Below are 20344 nucleotides of genomic sequence, written 5' to 3' on the forward strand. Positions count from 1 at the left end.
ATGCGGAAAGGGCCGGTCCCGGCGGTGTTATCCGCCGGGACCGGCCTTTTTGGCACTTCGGGAGTTGTCCTCCCGGTCAGTTGGCTCCGGGCTTGCCGTCGGTGTCGCCGTCAGAAGTGTCCCCGGCGTCCCCATCAGGACCGCCGCCGGCTTCCGGACCGCCGCCGGCTTCCGGACCGCCGTCGGCTGCTGCGCCGCCGGATTCCGTGTCTTCGCCCGTTGTCTCCGCCGGGGTGTCGAACCCGCCCTCAAGCAGGCGCTTCAGGGCGGCGTCGACGTCGGAATCAGCGGCTTCCAGCAGCTGGCGCCGCTTGCTGAAGCCCTGCGGGTCATCCAGGTCCTCGGAGGTGGGCAGGAGGTCCGGGTGCTCCCAGACGGCGTCGCGGCCCTCAATGCCGCGTTCCTCCGTCAGGTGCGCCCACAGGGCGGCGGCATCGCGCAGCCGCCGGGGACGGAGCTCAAGTCCCACCAGGGAAGCGAACGTGTGCTCCGCCGGTCCGCCGCTGGCCCGGCGGCGGCGGATCATCTCGCGCAGTGCGCCGGCAGAGGGCAGGTTCGAGGTGGCCGCTGCGGTCACCTCGTCCACCCAGCCCTCCACGAGGGCAAGAGCCGTTTCAAGGCGTTCGAGGGCGGCGTTCTGTGCCGGCGTGCGCTGCGGCTGGAAGACACCGCCGGAAAGGGCGGACTGGATGGACTCGGGATTGGCCGGGTCGATGTCGCGGGCGGCTTCCTCGATCTTGGAAATGTCGATGTGGATGCCGCGGGCGTAGCTTTCAATGGCCCCGAAGAGGTGCGCGGCCAGCCACGGTGCGTGGGCAAACAGCCGGGCGTGCGCCGCTTCCCGAACGGCAAGGTACAGCCGGATTTCCTCGGCGGGCACGTCCAGGCCTTCGCCGAAGGCGGCAACGTTGGCCGGAAGCAGGGCCATGGTTCCGGCGGCGAGCGGCAGCCCGACGTCGGTGGAGCTGACGACCTCCTTGGAAAGGGCGCCGATTGCCTGGCCCAGCTGGATACCGAACATCGCGCCGCCCATGTTCGCCAGCATGGAGGACGCACCGCCCATCATGGACTTCATCTCCTCGGGCATCTGCGTGGTGATGGCGTTGGAGAGTGCCTCGGAAATGCTGACCGCCACGGGTTCGGTGAGCTGGCGCCAGGAATCCATGGTGGCTTCGACCCATTCGGCGCGCGACCAGGCGCGGCCCAGCGTGGAGACGGCGGCGAAGTCGGTGGCGGAGTCCAGCCACAGTCCGGCCAGGTGCAGGGCCTCATCCACCTCGCGGGCCGCCGTGGGCCCGGTCGAGGGATCGCTGCCCGTCGCTGCCACGCGGCGCGCGTTGTCCTTGGCCAGCTGCCAGTTAACGGGGCCGTCGGAGGACGCGCTGAACATGGCCTGCACCTGCTGGAAGATCATGGCCATGGCATTGGGATCCGAGGGCAGCCCGGCCGCCTTCGCCAGCTCGGAGGGGTCCATGCCGCCGGCACCGCCGCCGCCGAACAGGCGCGCAAGCATTTCGGAGAGCGGATCCTGGGGGTTGTCCCCGCGGTCGGATGGATTGGAGCTCATGGGATACCACCGGTCCTGTGGAAGGAAACTAACGCTTACGATGCCCGGCAAGTGCCGACCATATTGCCCTTACGTTACCGGCAGGGCCGGACGCCTGTCCCGCACAGCCGTATTTCGTTCGCTGACGGCAAAGCCCGCCTGCGCGCCTGTGCTCCGGCCCGGGCGTAGGCTTGCAGGCACGGATAAATGAACGGCACTACATACGCAGGAAAAGGTTGGTCAGTTGCGCCCCTCACATGAAGACAGCAGCGGTACGGGGCACAGCGGACCGGGAAATCCCGGGCAGCCAGGTTCACCCGCCCCGGCACCGCAACCGGACGGCAGCTATTCCGTGTACCCCTACCAGGGGTTTGGCGGAGGCCGTCCCGTCCCCGCCAAGCGGACCCCGCGCTCCCGGGGCATCCTGGTTTCCGGAGCGCTCGCCGTCGTCCTGGGCGCCGCCGGGCTGCTCCTGCCGGCCCGGTATGTGGTGGAGTCCCCGGGGCCCACGTTCAACACGCTGGGTACCGCCGGCGGGAAGGACATCATCCAGATCGAAGGGGAGCGCAGCTATCCCACGGACGGCCAGCTGGACCTGACCACTGTCTATGTCGCCGGCGGCCCGAGTACCGATATCAGTATTTTCCAGGCGCTCGGCGGTTGGCTCAGCACGGAGGATGTCGTGTACCCCGCGGATTTCCTCTACGCTCCGGGGACCACCGGGGAGGATGTCGATGAGGAGAACGCTGCTGCCATGACGTCGTCGCAGGAATCAGCGGTCGCGGCCGCCCTGACCCTGCTGGACATCGACTACACGCAGGAGCTGTTCGTCGCCGAGGTGGTGGAGGGTTCCCCGGCAGAGGGCGTGCTCCAGGACGGCGACACGGTGGTGGCCGTGGGGGAGGAACCCATCGACGGGATCGATACCCTGCGGGCCGCACTGAACGACGTCGGCGGCGAAACGGCCGAGGTCACGGTCCGCCGGAACGGCTCCGAGGTCACCGAAAAGATCACGCCCCGCCTGGCCGAGTCCGGCACGTACCAGCTCGGGATTCAGCTGGCCACCACATACGACTTCCCGTTCGAGGTGAAGATCGGCGAGGGCATTGACCAGGTGGGCGGCCCTTCCGCCGGCATGATGTTCGCCCTGGGCATCGTGGACCGGCTCACCCCGGAACAGCTGACGGACGGCAAGCACTTTGCCGGCACGGGAACCATCGACGCCGCCGGCAACGTGGGCCCGATCGGCGGGATCCGGCAGAAGCTCATCGGGGCTTCCGACGCCGGTGCCCGCTACTTCCTGGCACCCGAGGCGAACTGTGCTGAGGTGGTCGGCCACATTCCCGACGGCCTGGCTGTGGTGGGCGTTTCCACCCTCTCCGAGGCGCGGGACGCCGTGGAAAAGCTTGCCTCGGGCACGGACCCGTCCGAACTGAAGCAATGCACGCTCTGACAGCAGGGCCCTAGCAGAGGGCACCCGCGCCTCGTTACGATCGGGACAAGGTTCTTTCCGGCGGCGGATCGAAGTGGCCGCCGAAGAACAATCCAAGGCAGAATGGTCTACGGACGGCTTCCGGGTCTTCCGGCGGGGAAACGGGGCGGAAATCGCGCCCCGCAACCACTCCCTCCGGTGCATCCCGGCGAGGCCGCGAGCCGACGCACCGAACGATGAGGTAACTGTGACTTCCGGACCAAACGGCCCATTTTCCCGACCCGGTACGGCCACGGCCGCCGGCAGGCGACGCCGGCGCAGCCCGCTGATCGCCACGCTGATAGTCGTTGCCGTGCTGGTGATCGGCTTCGTGTATTTCTCCCAGGTCTACGCAAATGTCCTGTGGTACAACCAGCTGGGCTACCTGGAAGTCTTCGTCAAGGAAAACCTGACCCGGATTTCCATGTTCCTCGCCGCCTTCCTGGTGATGGCGGCCGGTGTGTTCACCAGTATCCGGGTGGCCTACGTGTCCCGGCCCATCTACGCCCCGGACAGCGCGCTGCAGGACAACCTGAACCGCTACCAGGCGCAGCTTGAGCCGGTCCGCAAACTGCTGATGATCGGCATTCCAATCGTGGTCGGCGGCTTTGCCGGTACGGCAGCCATGTCCATGTGGCAGCAGGCACTGCTGTTCTTCAACCGCCGCGACTTCGGGAAGACCGACCCGCAGTTCAACATGGACTACAGCTTCTACCTGAACACCCTGCCGTTCATCGGCTTCCTGGTGGGCTTCCTCATCAGCGTGGTGGTCATTGCCGGCATCGCGGGACTGCTGACCCACTACCTTTACGGCGGGATCAGGCTCGAGGAAAAGGGCGTTTTCGTCAGCCGCCCGGCCCGCCTGCACCTGGCCATCATCGCCGCGGCCTTCCTGATCCTGCAGGGCATCAACTTCTGGCTGGACCGCTATGACACCCTGCTGAGCACGTCCGGCACCTGGACCGGCGCCCTCTACACCGACGTCGAGGCCGTCATCCCCACCAAGGCCATCCTGGCGGTCGCCTCCGCCATCGTGGCTGTCCTGTTCATTCTCTCCGCGGTCATCGGCCGCTGGCGGCTGCCGATCATCGGCACCGCCATGCTGATCATCACGGCCATCGTGGCCGGCGGTGTCTACCCCTGGATCGTCCAGCGCTACCAGGTCCAGCCATCCGAGCTGAACCTGGAACGCGAATACATCCAGCGCAATATCGACCTGACCCGCGAAGCCTACGGCCTCTCCGATACCGAGGTCATTCCCTACGACGCCACGGTGAACGCCAATGCGGGAGCCCTGGCCCAGGACGCCGGGACCACCACCAACATCCGCCTGCTGGATCCGAACGTTGTGTCCGACGCGTTCAGCCAGCTGCAGCAGTTCCGGCAGTACTACCAGTTCCCGCAGACGCTGAACGTGGACCGCTATGAGATCGACGGTGAGGTCCAGGACACTGTGATCGCCGTCCGTGAACTGAACGTCGGCGGCGTGCCTACCGGCTGGGTCAACGAGCACATCCTCTACACCCACGGCTACGGCGTGGTGGCCGCCCGCGGCTCCACGGTGGAGGCCGACGGCAAGCCCAGCTTCATGGAATCCGGTATCCCCTCCACGGGCGTGCTGACCGAAGACGGGTCCTACGAGCCGCGCATCTACTTCGGCGAAAACTCTCCGCAGTACTCCGTGGTGGGAGCCCCCGAAGGCAGCGCTCCGGTGGAAATCGACCGGCCGCAGACCGGCAACTCGGAGGAGGAATCGCAGACCACCTTCAGCGGCGACGGCGGCCCCAGCGTGGGCAACCTCTTCAACCAGCTGGTGTACGCGATCAAGTTCCAGTCCACCGAGCTGCTGCTGTCCGACGCCATCAACGAGGAATCCCAGATCCTGTACGACCGCGATCCCCGCGAGCGTGTGGAGAAGGTTGCCCCGTACCTGACCGTGGACGGCAATGCCTACCCGGCCATCATCGACGGCCGCGTGAAGTGGATCGTGGACGGCTACACCACCAGCAAGTACTTCCCGTACTCCACGCAGCAGGAGCTGCAGGACGCAACCACCGACTCCCTGACCCCCGGTGCCGCTGCCCTGCCGCAGGAGCAGGTGAACTACATCCGCAACGCGGTGAAGGCCACCGTTGACGCCTACGACGGTTCGGTGACCCTCTACGCGTGGGATGACCAGGATCCGCTGCTGCAGTCCTGGCAGAGTGTGTTCCCGTCCACGCTGAAGCCGTACAGCGAGATGTCCGCGGACCTGCTCGCCCACGTCCGCTACCCGGAGGACCAGTTCAAGGTCCAGCGGGAGCTGCTGGGCAAGTACCACGTCACAGACCCCGACTCGTTCTACAAAAACGACGACGCGTGGAGCGTGCCCTCCGATCCCACCGGCGGCAACTCGAGCGTCAAGCAGCCGCCGTACTACCTGTCCCTGCAGATGCCGGGACAGGACGAGGCCACCTTCTCGCTGACCACGCCGTTCATTCCGTTCGTGACGGAAACCGGCGAGGCCCGCAACGTCCTCTACGGTTTCCTTTCGGCCGACGCCGATGCCGGCACCGGCGAGGCGGGCGTCAAGAGCGAGAGCTACGGCAAGCTCAGGCTGCTGGCGCTGCCGACGGATACGGCTGTCCCGGGTCCGGGCCAGGCGCAGAACACGTTCAACTCCGATCCGACCGTCTCCAACGCCTTGAACCTGCTGCGCCAAGGCGCCTCGGAGGTTATCAACGGCAACCTGCTGACCCTGCCGGTCGGTGACGGCATCCTGTATGTCCAGCCGGTCTACGTCCAGTCCTCCGGTGCATCGTCCTACCCGACGCTGCAGCGGGTGCTGGTGAACTTCGGTGAAAAGGTCGGCTTTGCACCCACGCTTGACGAGGCCCTGAACCAGATCTTCGGGGGAGACTCCGGCGCTCAAACGGGCGACGCCGGCAACGTCGGTGCCACACCGGAGACGCCGGGAACCGACATTACGGCGCAGTCCGAACTGGCTACCGCGCTCTCCGATGCAGGCAAGGCCATCCAGGACGGACAGGCAGCCCTGGGCCGCGGCGACTTTGCAGCCTACGGCGAGACGCAGAACCGGCTCAAGGACGCCATTGCCCGGGCCACCGCGGCCCAGGAGCGGATGGAGGGCGGAAGCGGCGACGGCTCGACCGACGCCCCGACCGACGGCGCCTCCGCCCCGCCCGCGGACGGCGGCAACGGCGACTAGGCCGGGATGCACCGGGCCGGTTTGCGCCCGGGCCCCGCGGCGGGTAAAGTTGTTTATCACGCCGCGGGGTGGAGCAGTTCGGTAGCTCGCTGGGCTCATAACCCAGAGGTCGCAAGTTCAAATCTTGCCCCCGCAACCACATAGGAAAGTCCCCCAAGGATCCGCAACGGAACCTTGGGGGACTTTCGCTTTTCCTGTGGCTTTGCACACACTGCGGGGAACTACACTTCCGGTATGCCAAACAGTCCCGTGGAGCGCGATCCGGACCGCGGCGAGACCCTGTTGCAGAAGCTGGACCGCAACTGGACGGACCTGCTGCAGGAACTGCGGGTACTTCAAACCGGAATACAGATCCTTACCGGATTCCTGCTGACGCTGCCTTTCCAGCAGCGGTTTGCCGAACTCAACCCGGTCCAGACCGCAATCTACCTGTGCCTGGTGGTGCTGTCGGTCCTGGTGACGGCACTGCTGATGTCCACCGTGGTGATGCACCGGACCTTTTTCCAGCGCCGCATCAAACCCGATCTGGTCAACAACGCGGATGTGTTGCTTCGGTTCACGCTCGTGCTGGTGGGATTGATCCTGGTGGGGACCGTCGGGCTGATCTTCGACATTGTGCTCTCGACCGCCGCCGGGGCGCTGGGCGCATCGGCAGTGGCACTGGTGGTGGCGTTGCTGTGGCTGCTCCTGCCGAGGCTGTTGCGCCGCCGGGCACTGCGCAACCGACAGGAAGGGGACGGCCACCGCTAGCGGTGTCCGTCCCCTTCCCACGCTGCGGAGAGGCTACTCCTCGATCGCGGACTGCTTGGTCCCGGCAGCGGACTTCAGCGCGGCCAGGCGTGCCTCCACCTCGGTCTGCTCGCCCAGATCCTCAAGGCTTTCAAACTGGGCATCCAGGCTGGAGGCAGCCAGTTCGTTGGCGCCGCGGACCTTGGCTTCCTCCCGGCGGATCTTCTCTTCAAAGCGGCCCACCTCGGAGGTGGAGTCCATCACGTCGATGCTCTTCATCGCATCGTGCATCTGGGTCTGCGCGGCAGCGTTCCGGGCCCGGGCAATGAGCTCGTCCCGCTTGCTGGTGAGCTGGTCCAGCTTGCCCTTCATCTGGTTCAGGCCGGTCTTGAGCCGTTCGACAATCTCCTCCTGCGAGGCGATGGTGGGCTGGGCTCCCTTGGCCTCGTTCTCCGAGGCGATCTGGCGCTGGATGGCGACCTTGGCCAGGTTGTCAAACTTTTCGGCATCCACGGTGTTGCCTGCTGCGCGGAATTCGTCGGCCTTGCGAGAGGCGGCAAGGGCCTTGTTGCCCCAGTTCTGTGCGTTCTGGATGTCTTCGTTGTAATCGTCCTGGAGCATGCGCAGGTTGCCGATGGTCTGCGCCACGGCGCTCTCCGCCTCGGCGATGTTGTTGCTGTAGTCCCGCACCATCTGGTCCAGCATCTTCTGCGGGTCCTCGGCCTGGTCGAGGATTGCGTTGATGTTGGCCTTCGCCAGCTGGGTGATACGTCCGAAAATCGACTGCTTAACCACGGTGTCTGCCTTTCAATCTGCTCTGTTCGGAAAATTGCCCGCGTTCGCCATGAAACCGTTACGGGTACATCTTTGTGTACTTGTCCGCCCTTTGGGGCCCGGTGTCAGAAGTTCCCTCCGGAGGAACCGAAGCCTCCTCCGCCGCCGAACCCGCCGCCGCCGAATCCGCCGCCGCCGAAGCCGCCGAACCCGCCGCCGCCCCAGCCGCCGCCATGCGAACCGCCGCGCAGGATGGAATCAATCAGGATGCCGCCAAGGATGGCACCGCCCAGTCCGTTGCCGCCGCGTCCGCCGTAGCCCCCGCCGCCGAACCCGCCCCCGCCGAAGCCGCCGAACCCGTCGACGTCCTGCTGGGCCATGTCGGCTGCCTGGGCAGCGAGCGCGTTGGCCTGCTGGGCGTAGGCAAGGGCACTCACCGGGTCACCGGCCTGCAGCGCCACGGCCTGCTGCAGGTTGCGCTCAGCTTCGGCCAGCCGGGTACGTGCTTCGCTGCCGACGCCGCCGCGGCGGGCCCGGATGTAGTCCGAGGTACCGGAGATCTGAGCCTGCGCCGCCATGATGGCGTGCTGCAGGGAGTCACGGGCACGCCGCTCCTGCTCCTGGCGGTCGCGGATGCCTTCGAGGGCGGTGTCGAGCTGGCCGTTGGCGGTTTCCAGTCGCCGCAGGAGGTCCACCGGATCAATCGGTCCGGCAGCGGTTGCCTGGCGCACGGCTTCCAGGGCGTTCCGTACACCCGCCGCCGGCCCGGCCAGTCCTGGCTGGGTCCCGCCGGTCGCGAAGGCCTCCGCCTGGACCAGGTCCTGGTTCGCATCGGCCACCGCCCGCTGCAGTTCCTCCCGCGCCCCGTCCAGTTCCTTGCCGCGTTTGTCGATGGCATCCAGCAGGACATTGGCCTGGTGGACAGCCTCTTCCGCGGCCCGCACCGAGACCACTGCCGAAGACGTATCACCCTCACCGAGCTTTTCATTGGCGGTTGCGGCGGCATTGGCGACAAAGGCAAGCCGTTCATTGGCCTGGTCGATATTGTCACTGACCTGGTTTACCGCCGACGCGGCGTACCGGCTCCGCAGCGAATCGAGGGCCGCGGCGGAGGTGCTCAGGCGGGACGCGGCCTGGTCGGCCGCTGCCTGGGCCGCAGCCAGCGCGGCAGGCGCGTTCTTTTCAAGTTCCCGGAGGGCATCGAATTCCTCCTTGTGCGCCTGCAGGGAATCGTTCACCGCTTCGCACCGGCGGATGATTTCCTTCAGCCAGGCGCGCTGCTGCTGCTCGGTATCCGGAATGTGGTCATCCAGCTGCTGCTGCAGCTTGAAGGATTCACCCATGTGGTTCCGGGCAGCCGCCAGGTCCTCGGAGAAGGTGGTGACGGCATCCTCGCCGTACGCAGCCATGGCAAAGGCCAGTTCCTGCTCACTGGACTTGATGGCGTCGTCGGCCGCCACGAGCAGGCTGCCGGCCCGTTTGCGCAGATCCGGCACGCTCAGGGTGTCCAGCGGATCCGTCGGAGCGGCCGGACCCTGCTGCTGCGCCGGGGAGGCCGCCACAGCCTTGCGGCGGCGGTTGCGCAGCAGCAGGGCCGTTCCGACGCCGCCGGCCACCACCACGCCGCCCACCACCAGGGGAGCCGCGCTTATGCCGCCGCCGGATCCGGAGGAGGAGACCTCGCCGTCCCCGCCCCGCGCAATGTCTTCGAGGGAATCGGCGGCATTGAGTGCGGCGGCGGACCACTGGGCGGAGGAAATGTCCTGCGATCCGAGCAGCGGATTGGTGGCAGCGGCAAGGATGGCATTGCGGCGTGCCTGGTTCAGCACGCTTTGGTCGCCGGTCGCCACCTCGATCTTGCGCTCTTCCGTGGCAATGCTCAGCAGCGCCTCCTTGCTGCCCATGCCTTTGGCTTCGACGACCTCCCGGGACCAGGCGGTGGGATCGGAGGGATCAGTGAAGGAATCGACGTACACCACGTAGAGGGTGTAACCGGTGTTCCGCTGCACGTCGGTGATGGCCTGCTGCACCTCGGAGGCGTCCCCGCCCAGGACATTGTCCGGGTCCACCACAACCTGGCCGGGCGGGATGCGGACGGGGGATTCGGAGGGAAGGACGGAGCGGACGGTGGCAGGCGCTGCGGTTAGCGGCCCGGCGGCGCTGTGTGGACCGGCTGCAGTGTGCGGACCGGCCTGTACAACCGCGGCGGGGGCCGCGCCGGCCGGGACCGGTGCGTCGGGCCCGGCATACGCGGCGGCGGGGGCCAGGATCGATAATCCACTCAGGCCAAGCACGGCCCCCAACCTGTTCCGTGACCGCATAAAGTATCCTTTGGTTATTTCCCGCTCGGTTGCAGGCGCCGCCGGCCCATGTGCGGCCTGCGGGCCTTGGTACCGATTCTAGGGGCAGCCCCATACCGCGTCCACCACGGACTGACTGCCGCGGCAACACCCGCCTGTGCTGCCGTACCCCCCTCTGACCTGCCGTTTTCCCGTTCCTGGGCCGGCGCCGTATTCGGGATGTTCACAGCCGACGCCCAGCATCCGTCCCCGTATGTCCCAGAAAGCACTGTCATAGTGGATACATAAAGGTTGTGGCTACACCATGGGTAAACCGAACTTTGAAAGGACACCCACATGACTGAGCAACACGGGGAAACCGACGGCCCTGAGCGCCACCTGCCTCCCCGGCCGCCGGCACCGCCGTCGTACTCAGGGGCCGCGCAGGGACACCGGACGGACCTGCCGGGCCAGCCGCCCGCCGAACCGTCAACCCGACCGGCCGGGTCCAATGGCAGCACATCTTATGACAACACCGATACGGCCTCCGCCGGACAGCCGGCTGCGCCCGGCGGGTCAGCCTTCTACGGGTCCTCTGCCTCCACCTTCCAGGCCCCTGCCGGCCCGCCGCCGGCCCACCAGGGCCGTGCGAAGAAGTTCGGCGCGGGAACCCTCGTGGCCGGAATGGTACTGGCCGGGCTTCTCGGCGGCGGCGTCGCCGTCGGAGCCAACCAGCTGCTGGACGACGGCGCGGCCGGTGCGGGCCAGGCCGGCCAGTCCAACACCGTGGTGGTGAACAACAAGGACAGCGTCAATGCCGTCACCGCGGCCGCGGTTAAGGCGTCCCCGAGCGTGGTGACTATTGAAGTTGCTGCTTCGGGCAGCACCGGCACCGGTTCCGGGATCATCCTGGACAACGACGGGCATATCCTCACCAACACCCATGTGGTGACCCTGGGCGGCACGGCAGCCGATCCGGACGTGGAAGTGCAGACCTCCGACGGTCGGGTCCTCTCCGCAACCGTGGTGGGCACGGATCCGGTGTCCGACCTGGCGGTCATCAAGGTGGACGCCCGGGACCTGACGCCTGCGGCCCTGGGCGACTCCGAAAAGCTCAATGTGGGCGATACCGTGATTGCCATCGGTGCCCCGCTCGGTCTGGCAGGCACCGTCACCGACGGGATTGTCTCCACACTCAACCGGACCATCAGCGTCCAGTCCTCCGCAGCTCCCGAGTCGGATTCCGACTCCTCTGAAGTGCCCGAAGATGACGGCAACGGGTTCCGTTTCGCTCCGCCGGATGGTTCGTCCCAGAGCCAGAGTTCAGGGGAGAGCTCCATCTTCCTGAATGTGCTGCAGACCGATGCCGCGATCAACCACGGCAACTCCGGCGGCGCGCTGGTGAACACCAACGGCGAAGTCATCGGGGTGAACGTGGCCATTGCCTCCGCAGCGTCCGGCACGGCAGGGGAGGAAAGCGGCAGCATCGGCGTGGGCTTCGCCATTCCGATCAGCTACGCCGAACGGGTTGCCCAGGAGATCATCGACAACGGTGCCGCCACCCACGGGTACCTGGGCGTGTCCGTCAAGCCCGCCACGGCGTCGAACTCCAACTCCACTTTCACGGTGGGCGCAGACGTCGCCGAGGTGGTTTCCGGTTCGCCGGGCGCCAAGGCGGGGCTGAAGGAGGGTGACGTGATCACCTCGGTCAACGGCATCCCGGTCACGGATGCCCAGTCGCTGACCGCGGCCATCCGCATGCAGCCCGCGGGCGGTAAGGTCACCATTGACTACACCCGCGACGGGAAGGCCGACAGCACGGAGACGACCCTGGGGGATTCTTCCCAGCAGTAACCCGCACGGGGCACGCACTGCGGCAGGAGGGGGCCGCTTCCGGAACTGTCCGGGGGCGGCCCCCGCCGCTGTCCGGGCGGCATTGAACCCCCCGGGTGTGATTAGCTTTAAACGCGCCGTCCCACCGGCGGCGCGCGTCGGCGGGAGGATTTCCAAGCCGCCGGGAACCGATTTTCCTACCGGAAAGGCCGGAATGCAGGAGTCAGCCAACCGTCCGCTGAACATAGTCGTCTTGGTGAAGCATGTCCCGGACACACAGTTCGACCGGCACCTTACCGGCCCGGACCATACCTTGGACCGCTCCGAGAGCATCCTTTCCGAACTGGACGAATACGCGCTCGAAGCCGCCCTGCAACTGTCCGAGGCGCGCGGCGGCGAAAGCGCCGGCAACCGGGTGACCGCCCTGTCGATGGGCCCGGCCGCGGCCGTGAACGCCGTGAAGAAGGCCCTGCAGATCGGCGCCTACGCAGGCGTCCACGTTACCGACGATGCCCTGGCCGGCTCCGACGCCGCCGGGACCTCCCTCGCCCTGGCTGCTGCAGTGCGGGCCGTCGCGGCCGCTGACGGACCGGTGGACCTGGTCATCACCGGCATGTCCTCCACGGACGGGGAGACCTCCCTGGTTCCGGCCCAGCTGGCCGAGCGGCTGCAGTGCGCGCAGGTGACCTTTGCCGCCGACCTCGAGGTTGTGGATGCGGCAGGCGGCCCCCTTGTGAAGGCCCGGCGCGACGGGGACTCCTTTACGGAGACCGTTGAGGCGCCGCTGCCCGCCCTGGTCTCGGTGACGGACCAGGCCAATGACCCGCGCTACCCGAATTTCAAGGGCATCATGGCCGCGAAGAAGAAAACAGTCACCGTGCTCACCCTGGCCGACATCGGCGTCGAGCCTGCCCAGGTTGGCCGGGACGGGGCCTGGACCGCCGTCGCCGCATCGGCGCCCCGCCCGCCGCGCTCACAGGGAACCATCATCACCGACGACGGAACGGCCGGCGTGCAGCTGGTGGATTACCTCGCCGCGCAGAAACTGATTTAGACCCACCACTTCGTTGGACCGGCGCGTTCCGCGTGCCGCCGCACACATCCCGAAGGAGCGCATCCCATGGCGTCCGTCCTCGTTTTCCTAGATGTCCCCGCCCTGCCACTGCCGCGTGCTGCCCGCGAGCTGCTGACCCTGGCCCGCACTGTCGGTGAACCTGTGGTGGTGGCCGCCCGTGCGCTGGATCCCGGCGTGCGGGAGGCGCTGGCCGCCGACGGCGTGCGCAAGGCCTACGAACCGGCCGGAGACCTGGACGGTGTCCTGGTCGCCGCCAAGGCAGCTTTCCTGGCCGAGGCCGCACAGGCCGAACAACCTGCGGCCATCTTCCTGGGCAACTCCTTCGAGGACCGGGAAATCGCGGCGCGGGCCGGTATCCGGCTCGGTTCGGGCGTGATTACCGACGCCGTGGCCGTTGCCCCGGACCTCGCCGTGACCAAGTCGGTGCTGGCCGGTTCATACACGTCTACCTGCCGGGTCCGGACCGGAACCCCCATCATCACGGTCAAGGCCAACAGCGTGGAGCCTGCGGAGCCGGCTTCCGACGGCGGGGCACTGCAGGCCATCGAGCTCCCGGTCCCCGAAACGGGACCTGCCGCACGGATTACCGGCCGCACCGGCAAGCGGGTCAGCGGACGCCCGGAGCTTGCAGAAGCACGGGTGATCGTGGCCGGCGGCCGCGGCATGGACGGTGACTTCGGCCCGGTGGAGGAACTGGCGGACCTGCTCGGCGGCGCAGTGGGTGCCTCCCGTGCCGCCACGGACGCCGGCTGGATCGAGCACTCGGCGCAGGTGGGGCAGACCGGCAAGACGGTTTCCCCGCAGCTGTACATTTCCGCCGGCATCTCCGGTGCCATCCAGCAGAAGGCCGGCATGCAGACGGCCCAGGTGATTGTCGCCGTCAACAAGGATGCCGACGCCCCGGTGTTCGAGATCGCCGACTTCGGCGTTGTGGGAGACCTGTTTTCCGTCCTCCCGCAGGCCGCCGCAGAGATCCGGAAGCGCAGGGCATGAGTATGGACCCGGCTCCGGTGCCCCGCCGGGTGCTGGCCTTTGCCGCGCACCCGGATGACATCGACTTCGGTGCCGCGGGCACCCTGGCCCGGTGGGCGTCCGACGGCGCCGAGATCACCTACTGCATCATGACCTCCGGAGACGCCGGAGGCTTCGACCCGGCCGACCGCACCGGGGTAAGCGAGCTGCGCAACGAGGAACAGCGCGCCGCGGCCCGCCGGGTGGGTGCCCGCGAGGTGGTGTTCCTGGGCGAGCGGGACGGTTACCTGGAGGCCAACCACGCGGTGATCGCCAAAGCGGTTGCCCAGATCCGCCGGGTGCGCCCCGACGTCGTGCTCTCCATGCACCCGGAACGCAACTGGGAGCGGATCCAGGCCAGCCACCCGGACCATCTTGCCTGCGGCGAGATTGTCACCCGGGCGGTGTATCCGGCAGCGGAAAACCCCTTTGCCTATCCCGTACTGGCAGGGCAGGGACTGGAAGCGTACAAGGTCCCGTGGCTGTGGTTCTACGGTGCGCCGCGGGAACGCGAGAACCGGGCCGTGGACGTCACGGCAACCGTGGATACCAAGCTGGCAGCCATCCGCGTGCACGCCAGCCAGCACCCGGACATTGAGGGCATGGATGCCTCGGTGCGCCGGTTCCTGCAGGACAACGCCCGCCGCCACGGCCTGCCCGAGGGCACCAGCGCGGAGGTTTTCCACGTGGTCGGCGTCAATACCCCGGACACGATCGCCGGGTTCTAGGCCGGGCGCCGCCCAAAGGGCGCTAGCTGCGCACGGCCGTGGCGATCAGGGTGTCGGTGTTCAGTTCGAAATCGTCGCCGAGTTCGGCCAGGAAAGCCGTGCGGACCCGTTCCACGGCCGCGGGGTCCGTGGGCAGCTGGGAGCGGAACGCGCTGCCGAGGACCAGTGACCAGGCCAGCGAACCGTTCAGCTGGACCCGTCCCGGTGTCGGAGTCACCGTGATGTCCGTCAGGCCGAGGGACTGGAGCCACGCCGTGAGTTTCTCCGGCGTGTTCACGCGCTGCAGGTTGTCCGCCTTGGGCTGCGGGGTATCCGCCAGTTCAGGCCGTTCCTGCAGGCAGGCCTTCCACAAGAGTTCGTTGAACGGCGATCCGGCGCCCTCCTGCCAGACACTCAGGGCAAACCGCCCGCCGCTGCGCAGGAGGGAGACCATGTGCGCGGCAGCGGCATCCATGTCCGGCAGCAGGAACACGGCGTAGGCGCAGAGCGCGGCGTCGTAGGGAACGTCGGACTGCCATGTGGCCACGTCCCCCTTGGCCAGCCGGACTCCGTTGAGGGACAGGGTCTCCGCCTTCGCCTGGTTCAAGGCCAGCAGCTCACCGCTGAGGTCCACGCCGTCGACCACTCCGTCGGGGCCGGCGAACTGTGCGGCAGGGATAGTGGTGGCTCCGCTGCCGCAGCAGGCGTCCAGGACCCGGTCGCCCAGGCTGATGTCCGCGGCCGCCACCAGTGCATTGCCCATGGGATTCCACAGCGGCGGTGCGAGGCGCTCAAAGTCCGCGGCGCCGTCGTCGAAAACAGTGCCGATGTGGTGTTCAGGCATGGGGTGTGTCCTTAGCTAGAGCTGGGCACCGGCGAAGCCGTGCTGGCGCCAGGCTTCGTAAACGGCAATGGAGGCGGAATTGGCAAGGTTCAGGGAGCGCAGTGACGGCAGCATGGGCAGCCGCACCCGGGCGGTGACGTGCGGGTCTTTCTTCACTTCGTCGGACAGTCCCACCGACTCGCGGCCGAACATCAGGACGTCTCCGGCACGATACTCGATATCCGTGTAGGACGTATCGCCGTCCGAGGTGAACGCGTATACGCGTTCGGGCTGCAGGGCTTTCCAGGCATCCTCGAGGCTCTTGTGCACATGGAGGACAGCGAGGTCGTGATAGTCCAGGCCCGCCCGGCGCAGCTTGGAATCCTCGAGGCTGAAGCCCAGCGGCTCAACAAGGTGGAGTTCGGCGCCGGTGATGGCGGCGAGGCGGATGGCGTTTCCCGTGTTGCCCGGGATTTCGGGGGAATGAAAGAGGATGCGGAACACAGCTCCATCCTAAGCCCGGCGCCGGTACCCGGGGACAACCGTCAACGCGCCGACGCGTCAATCAGCGGGCCGAGCACGGGCAGCTGGACGGTAGTGGGAGCGGGGCCTTCGGCAAAGAAGCGACGGAGCTCACGGACCAGTCCGCCGGGGTTCGCTATATGCAGGGTGGCCGGGGCGGACCTGTCCAGTGCGGGCGGGTAATCGATGATCGGTTCAAAGGGGTTCCCGTTGGGGCTGTGCAGGACAAGCCAGCCGGCCACGTTGCATCCGGGGAAGCGCAGCTGCAGGGTGCGGACGGCGTCGGCAAGGCGGAGGGTGGACACCTCCCGGCCGCGGTGCAGCAGGTGCCGTCCGTCCCACCGGTAGTTCCCGGGCGAGGCCGGCAGCGAGCCAAGGACCGCCATCCGGTAACCGCCCAGCAGCACATGGCCGATGTCCAGGTTCCCGCCGCGCGGACCTGCGTCCGGGATGTGCAGGCCGTTGACCAGCCGGCCGGCCGGATACTCGTCCAGCAGTTCCCGTTCCAGCAGACGGATGGTCCGGGTTTCCGCGTCGAACCGGCCGGCGCCTGATCCGAAGCGGGACAGGATGCCCGGCCGCCGGGGAGCGCCGTTGACCTGCTGGCCGGCAAGGGCAAGGGGGATCAGCGGTGGGTTCTGCGGGGAGAAGTCCGGTACGAAAACGGGTGGAAGGGAGAGGTCGCCGGCTGCCCTGCCGGTGCCGGGTCCCGTTCCGGCCGTTCCCGCCGGGCGGGCAGGATTTCCCCGGGTGCCGGAGCTGCTCGCTGACCCGGCGGCCCCGGTACCGGTCCGGTTGCCCAACTGCCGGTCGTACGCCGCCTTCCGGGCGGGGTCGGAGAGTGTCCGGTAGGCCTCGGACACCTGGTGGAAGCGCTCGCCGTCGCCGCCGTGGTCGGGATGGGTCTCACGTGCCGCCTTCCGGTAGGCGGACCTGATGTCCGCGTCCGAAGCATCGGCCTCCAGACCCAGGACCTCATAGAGCGTCCGGGGTGACGGGCTCACGGCGGTTCCTCTCGGGGCGGTTGGACGGGTCAGGCGGTGCCGGGCGGCATGGTGGAGCAATTCTAGCGACTATTACGGCCCGAACCGGTAGCTCACGTCCCGGGCGGCAATGACCCGAAGTGTCCCCTCCCGGCTGTTATCCAACACCAGGTCGGCACGGGCAGCCGGATCGGCGGCCGCGAAGTAACGCTGCTGCCCGCCCACGTACCGGTCGCGGTTCGGATGCACGGCGTTCGGAGGCACGGCGCCGGAACCTTCCCGCAATGCCATGCGGGCCGCCGTCACCTCGAAGGGCACATCCAGGAACAGCGAGAAATCCCAGAAGGCGCGCAGCTCCTCCCGGTGAAGGAACATTCCGTCCACAACGACGACGGCGTCCGCGGCTGCCGGAACCGGGACCGGATCCAGCACGGCATCCGTCTCCAGGTCATGGCCACGGTCCCGGAAGACGGGCATCCCGGATGACAGGGGAGCCAGCACGTACTCCGTGAACTGGCGCAGGTTGTAGGAATCGCGCCAGAATCCCTCGGGGGAGCTGCGGCCGAGCCGGTACCTGGCCTCGCGCACATTGTGGAAGTCGTCAAGTCCTACCCGAAGGATCCGGCGCGGGCCGCCGGCGCTGAGGGCGGAAGCCAGTTCATCGGCGAATGTGGTTTTGCCGGCCCCGTCGACGCCGTCCACGGCCACCAGCAGCCGTTCCCCGGGTTGCCGGGTTCGCAGGAACGCGGCCAGCCCTGCGATAACCGCGGCCCGTCCGCAGTTCCGCCCGGCAGCAGCCAGCGGGTCCGGTGTATCAGCAACGTGCATAACAGGACCCTATCCGGTCAGTGAAAGCCGGACCGGAACCGCCGCCGCGGCAACCATCAGGAAAGTCCCAGTTTCAGGAAATGGGCCCCGCCCGGGATGGCGGCTAGAATTGGTTGGTGCCCGTGTATCTAGATCACGCGGCGACCACGCCGATCTCGGCTTCGGCCCTCGCCGCACTCACTTCAGAACTCAGCCGCAGCGGCAACCCGTCCTCGCTGCACGGCTCCGGCCGCCGTGCCCGGATGGTGGTGGAGGAATCACGGGAGGTCCTGGCTGCAGCCGCCGGGTGCCATTCGTCGGAAATTATCTTCACCTCCGGCGGCACCGAAGCGGACAACCTGGCCGTCAAGGGCCTGTTCTGGGCCCGCCGCGACGCCGACCCCGCCCGTACCCGGATCCTGGTCTCCGGCATTGAACACCATGCCGTTCTCGACACTGTGGAATGGCTGGAGAAGCACGAGGGCGCGGTGCCGGTGTGGATCCCCGTCGACGCCGAGGGCGTGGTGTCCCATGACGCGGTCCGCCGCGAGCTGGAAGAGCACGCGGCCAGCACGGCCCTGCTGACCGTGATGTGGGCCAACAACGAGGTCGGCACCGTGCAGGATGTCCGTGCGCTCGCGGCCCTGGCCCATGAATACGGCGTGCCGGTGCATTCGGACGCTGTCCAGGCCTTCGGTGCCGTGCCCGTGGACTTCCGCGCTGCCGGGCTGGACACCATGGCCCTGAGCGCCCACAAGATCGGCGGCCCGGTGGGTGTCGGTGCCCTGGTGGTGGGCCGCTCGGTCAAGCTCACGCCGGTGCTTCACGGGGGAGGCCAGGAGCGCGATATCCGCTCGGGCACCCTGGACACCGCGGGGATTGCCGCGTTTGCGGCGGCGGCGCAGGACGCCGTCGAGCACCTGCCGGACGAGTCGGAACGGCTGCGCACGCTTCGGGACTACCTCATCACCGGCGTCCAACGGGCCATTCCCGACGCCGTGCTGAGCGGTCCCCGCGACGCCGACGGCGGACGGCGGCTGCCGGGCAACGCACACTTCACCTTCCCCGGGTGCGAGGGGGATTCACTGCTCTTCCTCCTGGACCTGGCCGGTGTGGAGTCCTCCACCGGTTCGGCCTGCACGGCCGGTGTGCCGCGCCCTTCACACGTTTTGCTGGCCATGGGACTGAGCGAAACGCAGGCCCGCGGGGCGCAGCGGTTCAGCCTCGGGCATACAACCACCGCCGAAGACGTTGACACGTTATTGCAGGTATTGCCCGAAGCATATGAGCGGGCCAAGAAGGCCGGGATGGCCGGACACGTAAGCAGCATCCAGACAGCAGGAACAGGTTTTACTTCATGAAGGTTTTGGCAGCAATGAGCGGCGGAGTGGACTCCGCCGTGGCAGCGGCACGGGCAGTGGAGGCCGGGCACGACGTCGTCGGCGTCCACCTGGCACTGTCCCGCATGCCCGGCACCCTGCGCACCGGCAGCCGCGGCTGCTGCACCATCGAGGACTCCCGCGACGCATGGCGTGCCTGCGACATCCTGGGCATCCCGTACTACGTGTGGGACTTCTCCGAGCGGTTCAAGGAAGACGTGGTGGACGACTTCGTGGCGGAATACGCCGCCGGCCGCACCCCGAACCCCTGCATGCGCTGCAACGAGCGGATCAAGTTCGCTGCCCTGCTGGAGAAGGCCCTGGCGCTGGGCTTTGATGCAGTGTGCACGGGACACTATGCCAAGGTAATCACTACGGCGGACGGAAACCCGGAGCTGCACCGCGCCGCCGACTGGGCCAAGGACCAGTCCTACGTGCTGGGGGTGCTCACCGAAGAACAGCTGCGGCACTGCATGTTCCCGCTGGCGGAAACGCCGTCCAAGGCCGAGGTCCGGGCCGAGGCCGAGCGCCGCGGCCTGTCCGTCGCCAACAAGCCGGACAGCCACGACATCTGCTTCATCCCCGACGGCGACACCCGCGGCTGGCTCGAAGAGCGGATCAACATGTCCGAGGGCGACATCGTGGATGAAACGGGCGCCAAGCTCGGCACCCACCCCGGCGCCAATGCCTACACCGTGGGACAGCGCCGCGGCCTGAAACTCGGCACCCCTGCAGCCGACGGCAAGCCGCGTTTCGTCCTGGAGATCCGGCCCAAGGAGAACAAGGTTGTTGTGGGTCCGGAGAAGCTCCTGAACATCGACCAGATGCGCGGCATCAAGATTTCCTGGGCCGGGCGGCCGATCCCCGAGATCGACGCCCGCACGCCGTTCGACTGCATGGTCCAGGTCCGCGCGCACGGCGACCCCGTTGCCGCCACCGGCTGGATGGAAGACACCGCTGACGAGGCCACCGGAACCGTGCACACGGAGCTTGTGGTCCGGCTCGCCGAGCCCATGCGCGGGGTGGCCCCCGGCCAGTCCATGGTGCTGTACCAGGGCACCCGCGTGCTCGGCCAGGCAACCATCGACTCCGCCCGTTCGCTCGAATGGGACCCGGCAGCAGTTTCGTAGGCCGTGCGCGCCGACCTGCGCGGGAGTCCGTAACGTGCGCGGGACGGGCACCGCTGCCGCCTAAACT

Annotated in this window: 16 protein-coding genes and 1 tRNA gene; 10 read left to right on the forward strand and 7 right to left on the reverse strand. The window is 67.7% G+C overall.

Annotated elements, in window-relative coordinates; translation table 11 throughout:
* Positions 1 to 76 precede the first annotated feature (76 nt).
* Positions 77 to 1567 (reverse strand): zinc-dependent metalloprotease, encoded by a 1491-nt coding sequence (locus tag AC5RUF_RS06335; RefSeq protein ID WP_493997085.1) that lies wholly within the window; start codon positions 1565 to 1567, stop codon positions 77 to 79.
* Positions 1568 to 1898: 331 nt separating this feature from the next.
* On the opposite strand from AC5RUF_RS06335, the gene AC5RUF_RS06340 reads away from it, so the two are divergent.
* From AC5RUF_RS06340 to AC5RUF_RS06355, 4 genes are all read left to right on the forward strand, one after another.
* A complete protein-coding gene (locus AC5RUF_RS06340) occupies positions 1899 to 2999 on the forward strand; it encodes a YlbL family protein (protein ID WP_493997084.1) in 1101 nt (366 codons plus the stop codon).
* Between the two features lie 226 nt (positions 3000 to 3225).
* The gene (locus AC5RUF_RS06345; protein ID WP_494130031.1) at positions 3226 to 6225 is read left to right on the forward strand and encodes a UPF0182 family membrane protein; all 3000 of its coding nucleotides are present in this window, start codon (positions 3226 to 3228) and stop codon (positions 6223 to 6225) included.
* Positions 6226 to 6287: 62 nt separating this feature from the next.
* A tRNA-Met gene (locus tag AC5RUF_RS06350) sits at positions 6288 to 6364 on the forward strand.
* A gap of 95 nt (positions 6365 to 6459) precedes the next feature.
* A complete protein-coding gene (locus tag AC5RUF_RS06355) occupies positions 6460 to 6975 on the forward strand; it encodes a DUF6328 family protein (protein WP_493998553.1) in 516 nt (171 codons plus the stop codon).
* A 33-nt stretch (positions 6976 to 7008) separates the two neighbouring features.
* Here AC5RUF_RS06355 and AC5RUF_RS06360 read toward each other — a convergent pair whose 3' ends face one another.
* Positions 7009 to 7749: a PspA/IM30 family protein gene (locus AC5RUF_RS06360; RefSeq protein WP_493998552.1), complete on the reverse strand. Its 741-nt coding sequence runs from the start codon at positions 7747 to 7749 to the stop codon at positions 7009 to 7011.
* Positions 7750 to 7853: 104 nt separating this feature from the next.
* The gene (locus AC5RUF_RS06365; RefSeq protein WP_494130032.1) at positions 7854 to 10049 is read right to left on the reverse strand and encodes a TPM domain-containing protein; all 2196 of its coding nucleotides are present in this window, start codon (positions 10047 to 10049) and stop codon (positions 7854 to 7856) included.
* A 315-nt stretch (positions 10050 to 10364) separates the two neighbouring features.
* Between AC5RUF_RS06365 and AC5RUF_RS06370 the strand changes: the two genes are divergently transcribed.
* The 4 genes from AC5RUF_RS06370 to AC5RUF_RS06385 all read left to right on the forward strand — a co-directional run bounded on the left by AC5RUF_RS06370 (position 10365) and on the right by AC5RUF_RS06385 (position 14654).
* Positions 10365 to 11861: a S1C family serine protease gene (locus tag AC5RUF_RS06370; RefSeq protein ID WP_494130033.1), complete on the forward strand. Its 1497-nt coding sequence runs from the start codon at positions 10365 to 10367 to the stop codon at positions 11859 to 11861.
* A 193-nt stretch (positions 11862 to 12054) separates the two neighbouring features.
* The gene (locus AC5RUF_RS06375) at positions 12055 to 12894 is read left to right on the forward strand and encodes an electron transfer flavoprotein subunit beta/FixA family protein (protein WP_493998261.1); all 840 of its coding nucleotides are present in this window, start codon (positions 12055 to 12057) and stop codon (positions 12892 to 12894) included.
* Between the two features lie 66 nt (positions 12895 to 12960).
* Complete coding sequence (locus AC5RUF_RS06380; protein ID WP_494130034.1) at positions 12961 to 13908, forward strand: electron transfer flavoprotein subunit alpha/FixB family protein; 948 nt, start codon at positions 12961 to 12963, stop codon at positions 13906 to 13908.
* Positions 13905 to 14654, forward strand: coding sequence for a PIG-L deacetylase family protein (locus AC5RUF_RS06385; RefSeq protein ID WP_494130035.1), 750 nt, complete (start codon positions 13905 to 13907; stop codon positions 14652 to 14654). Before AC5RUF_RS06380 ends, AC5RUF_RS06385 begins: the two co-directional genes overlap by 4 nt.
* Before the next feature lie 22 nt (positions 14655 to 14676).
* Here AC5RUF_RS06385 and AC5RUF_RS06390 read toward each other — a convergent pair whose 3' ends face one another.
* From AC5RUF_RS06390 to AC5RUF_RS06405, 4 genes are all read right to left on the reverse strand, one after another.
* Positions 14677 to 15477, reverse strand: a complete 801-nt coding sequence (locus AC5RUF_RS06390) for a class I SAM-dependent methyltransferase (RefSeq protein ID WP_493997139.1) — start codon at positions 15475 to 15477, stop codon at positions 14677 to 14679.
* 15 nt (positions 15478 to 15492) lie between these two features.
* The gene (locus AC5RUF_RS06395; protein ID WP_493997138.1) at positions 15493 to 15960 is read right to left on the reverse strand and encodes a tRNA (cytidine(34)-2'-O)-methyltransferase; all 468 of its coding nucleotides are present in this window, start codon (positions 15958 to 15960) and stop codon (positions 15493 to 15495) included.
* 41 nt (positions 15961 to 16001) lie between these two features.
* Entirely contained in the window at positions 16002 to 16982 is a 981-nt protein-coding gene (locus tag AC5RUF_RS06400) for a J domain-containing protein (protein WP_493997137.1), read from the reverse strand.
* 72 nt (positions 16983 to 17054) lie between these two features.
* A complete protein-coding gene (locus tag AC5RUF_RS06405; RefSeq protein WP_493997136.1) occupies positions 17055 to 17789 on the reverse strand; it encodes a nucleoside/nucleotide kinase family protein in 735 nt (244 codons plus the stop codon).
* A 116-nt stretch (positions 17790 to 17905) separates the two neighbouring features.
* Between AC5RUF_RS06405 and AC5RUF_RS06410 the strand changes: the two genes are divergently transcribed.
* Complete coding sequence (locus tag AC5RUF_RS06410; protein WP_493997135.1) at positions 17906 to 19129, forward strand: cysteine desulfurase family protein; 1224 nt, start codon at positions 17906 to 17908, stop codon at positions 19127 to 19129.
* The gene (mnmA, locus tag AC5RUF_RS06415) at positions 19126 to 20277 is read left to right on the forward strand and encodes a tRNA 2-thiouridine(34) synthase MnmA (protein ID WP_493997134.1); all 1152 of its coding nucleotides are present in this window, start codon (positions 19126 to 19128) and stop codon (positions 20275 to 20277) included. The genes AC5RUF_RS06410 and mnmA overlap by 4 nt, the downstream gene beginning before the upstream one ends.
* Positions 20278 to 20344 lie beyond the last annotated feature (67 nt).

The sequence above is a fragment of the Arthrobacter sp. Y3224198 genome (assembly GCF_059090025.1).

Bases quoted from the DNA above. Each gene is read 5' to 3' on its own strand.
- AC5RUF_RS06335 (WP_493997085.1), bottom strand. From the start codon at position 1,567: ATGAGCTCCAATCCATCCGACCGCGGGGACAACCCCCAGGATCCGCTC.
- AC5RUF_RS06355 (WP_493998553.1), top strand. From the start codon at position 6,460: ATGCCAAACAGTCCCGTGGAGCGCGATCCGGACCGCGGCGAGACCCTG.
- AC5RUF_RS06365 (WP_494130032.1), bottom strand. From the start codon at position 10,049: ATGCGGTCACGGAACAGGTTGGGGGCCGTGCTTGGCCTGAGTGGATTA.
- AC5RUF_RS06370 (WP_494130033.1), top strand. From the start codon at position 10,365: ATGACTGAGCAACACGGGGAAACCGACGGCCCTGAGCGCCACCTGCCT.
- AC5RUF_RS06375 (WP_493998261.1), top strand. From the start codon at position 12,055: ATGCAGGAGTCAGCCAACCGTCCGCTGAACATAGTCGTCTTGGTGAAG.
- AC5RUF_RS06380 (WP_494130034.1), top strand. From the start codon at position 12,961: ATGGCGTCCGTCCTCGTTTTCCTAGATGTCCCCGCCCTGCCACTGCCG.
- AC5RUF_RS06385 (WP_494130035.1), top strand. From the start codon at position 13,905: ATGAGTATGGACCCGGCTCCGGTGCCCCGCCGGGTGCTGGCCTTTGCC.
- AC5RUF_RS06390 (WP_493997139.1), bottom strand. From the start codon at position 15,477: ATGCCTGAACACCACATCGGCACTGTTTTCGACGACGGCGCCGCGGAC.
- AC5RUF_RS06405 (WP_493997136.1), bottom strand. From the start codon at position 17,789: ATGCACGTTGCTGATACACCGGACCCGCTGGCTGCTGCCGGGCGGAAC.
- mnmA (WP_493997134.1), top strand. From the start codon at position 19,126: ATGAAGGTTTTGGCAGCAATGAGCGGCGGAGTGGACTCCGCCGTGGCA.